Annotated in this window: 1 protein-coding gene; it reads left to right on the top strand. The window is 75.2% G+C overall.

Translation table 11 applies throughout. The features are described from left to right. A partial coding sequence (locus ACIRD3_RS19045) for an amino acid adenylation domain-containing protein (protein WP_402217702.1) occupies positions 1-3113 on the top strand: 3113 nt, incomplete at its 5' end. Between the last annotated feature and the right edge of the window lie 139 nt (positions 3114-3252).

Below are 3252 nucleotides of genomic sequence, written 5' to 3'. Positions count from 1 at the left end.
ACCTCCCCTTCGAACGCCTCGTCGAAGCCCTCAACCCCACCCGCACCCCCCACCGCCACCCCCTCTTCCAAACCATCCTCACCCTCAACAACACCGCTTCTCCGAAAGCCAGTTGGGCATCATCCGCCGCAGCGGCCCCGGAGGTGGAGACCGGCCGGACGGCGAAGTTCGACCTCTCCTTCACCGTCACCGAGCACCACACCGCCGACGGCGCCCCCGACGGCCTGACCGTCACCATCGAGTACAACGCCGACCTCTTCGAACCCGCCACCGTCCAGCGCCTCGCCGCACAGTTCCAGCGCATCCTGCGCAGCGCCGCCGAGCACCCCGACACCCCCATCCACGACATCGACCTGCTCTCCGAGGACGAGCGGCGGGCCCTGTTCACCGACTGGAACGGCCCGTCCCGGGCACTCCCCGGCCGGACCCTGCCCGAGCTGTTCGCCGCCCAGGTCGCCCGCACCCCCGACGCCACCGCCGTCACCTGCGGCACCGACACCCTCAGCTACGCCCAACTGGACACCGCCGCCAACCGCTTGGCCCGTCACCTGGTTACCCAGGGGGCCGGCCCCGAGCAGCTCGTCGCGCTGGCCGTGCCGCGCTCGGTGGAGACCCTGGTGGCCGTGCTGGCGGTGCTGAAGTCCGGTGCGGCGTACCTGCCGATCGACCTGACCCACCCGGGCGAGCGGATCGCCTACACCCTCGCCGACGCCCGACCGCTGTGCGTGCTCACCACCTCCGAGGCCGCCGCCGGCCTGCCCGTCACCGAGCACCCCCGCCTGCTGCTGGACAGCCCGGACACGGCCGCCGCGCTCGCCGCCCTGCCCGCGCACGACCTCACCGACGCCGACCGCTCGGCTCCGCTGTCGCTGCGCAACCCGGCCTATGTGATCTACACCTCCGGGTCCACCGGGCGCCCCAAGGGCGTGGTGGTCGAGCACCGCTCGCTGGACGCCTACCTGGCCTGGGCCCGCGAGGCCTACGGCAGCGTGGCCGGCCGGGCACTGGTGCACTCGCCGGTGTCCTTCGACCTGACCGTCACCGGCCTGTTCGCCCCGCTCACCAGCGGCGGCACCGTCCAGCTGATCGAACTGGACGACCAGGCGCCCACGGCAACGGAGTTCGACCGCCCGACCTTCGTCAAGGCCACCCCGAGCCACCTCGCCCTGCTGACCGCGCTGCCCGAGCGCTTCTCGCCCAGCGAGCAGCTGGTGCTCGGCGGCGAGTCGCTGATGGGCGAGGTGCTGGACGAGTGGCGTCGGCGCCACCCGGGCGCCACCGTGATCAACGAGTACGGCCCGACCGAGACGACGGTCGGCTGCACCGAGTTCCGGATCGAGCCCGGCGACACCGCGCCCTCCGGCGTGATCACCATCGGACGGCCGATCTGGAACACCCGGATGTACGTGCTGGACGAGGTGCTGCGCGCGCTGCCGATCGGTGTCGGCGGCGAACTCTTCATCGCCGGCGACCTGGTGACCCGCGGCTACCTCGGCCGCCCGGCCCTGACCGCCGAGCGCTTCCTGCCCGACCCGTACGGCGAGCCCGGCGCCCGGATGTACCGCACCGGCGACCTCGGCCGCTGGCAGCACGACGCCCGCGGCGAGGGCCGGCTGGAGTTCCTCGGCCGCACCGACGACCAGATCAAGCTCCGCGGCTTCCGCATCGAACCCGCCGAGATCGAAACCCACTTCACCGGCCGCCCCGACATCGCCCAGGCCGCCGTCGTCCTCCGCGAGGACAACCCCGGCGACCAGCGACTCGTCGCCTACCTCGTCCCGACCACCGGCGCCGCCCTCCCGGACGCCGCCGAACTGCGCGCCACGGCGGCCGCCGGACTCCCCGCTTACCAGGTCCCGTCCGCCGTCGTGCTGCTGGACACCCTGCCGCTCACCCCCAACGGCAAGCTCGACCGCCGCGCCCTCCCGGCCCCCGCCACCACCGGCACCACCACCGGCCGGGCACCCCTCACCCCCCACGAAGAGGTCCTCCGCGACCTCTTCGCCACCACCCTCCACACCGACACCGTCGGCATCGACGACAACTTCTTCGACCTCGGCGGCCACTCCCTGCTCGCGGCCCGGCTGACCGCCCGGATCCGTGACGAGCTGGGTGTCCCCATCGGCCTGCGGGCCCTGTTCGAGACCCCGACCGTGGCCCAGCTCGCCGCACGGATCGCCGAGCGGCTCGCCGGGCACCACGGCGCCGAGGGCGGCGGCGAATCCACCGACGGGCTGGGACAGGTGCTGCCGCTGCGCACCGGCGGCAGCCGCCCGCCGCTGTTCGCCGTCCACCCCGGCGGCGGCCTCGGCTGGTGCTACTCCGGTCTGGTCCGCCACCTGGACCGCGACCGGCCGCTGTTCGCCCTGCAGGCCCGCGGCCTCGACGCGGACGGCGAACTGCCGGGCAGCGTGCCGGAGATGGCGGCCGACTACCTGCGGCTGATCCGCGAGGTGCAGCCGAGCGGCCCGTACCACCTGCTCGGCTGGTCCTTCGGCGGCACGGTCGCCCACGAGCTGGCCCGCCAGCTGCAGGAGGCGGGCGAGGAGGTGGCGCTGCTGGCGATGCTCGACGCGCACCCCACCGGCCGCTTCCGGCACGCCGGCCGGCCGAGCGACGCGGAGATCCTCTCGCTGGCGCTGGACGGCCTCGACCTCGACGAGCTGGGCGTCCTCGCCGCCGGTTCCCCGACCGCCGACGTTCCGGCCGCCGACGCTCCGGCCGCCGACGCTCCGACCGCCGACGCTCCGACCGCCGACGCCGAGCCCCTGGGGGACGGACTCCCCTCCGCCGAGACGGTGCTGGAGCTGCTGCGGGAGCGCGGCAGCGTGCTGGGCGGGCTGGACCCGGCGGCGCTGGGCCGACTGGTGAAGGTGACCGCCAACAACCTCGCGCTGGCCCGGGGCGAACAGCCCGGCCGCTACCGGGGCCCGGTGCTGTTCTTCGAAGCCCTGCCCGGCCGGGGCGCCGACGGCGCGCCGCTGACCGACCTGTGGGCCGGGCACGTGGACGGCCCGATCGAGAACCACCCGCTGGACATCCCGCACAGCCGCCTCACCACGCCGCAGGCCCTGGACGTGATCGGCCCGCTGCTGGCCGCCCGTCTGCGCTGAACCGGCCACTCCGGTGGTGGGGGGGGGGCCCCCCCCCCCCCCCCCCCCCCCCCCCCCCCCCCACAACCCCCCCCCCCCCGGCCGGGGCCCCCGCCCCGGGGGGGGGGGCCCCGGGTTAGAGAGCGGGGGCCCGCGCCCC

Origin of the sequence: Kitasatospora sp. NPDC093550 (assembly GCF_044764985.1) — a bacterium.
Taxonomy (GTDB): Bacteria; Actinomycetota; Actinomycetes; order Streptomycetales; family Streptomycetaceae; genus Kitasatospora.
Note: the sequence above shows the minus strand (reverse complement) of the source record. Positions and strands in the feature narration are given on the sequence as shown.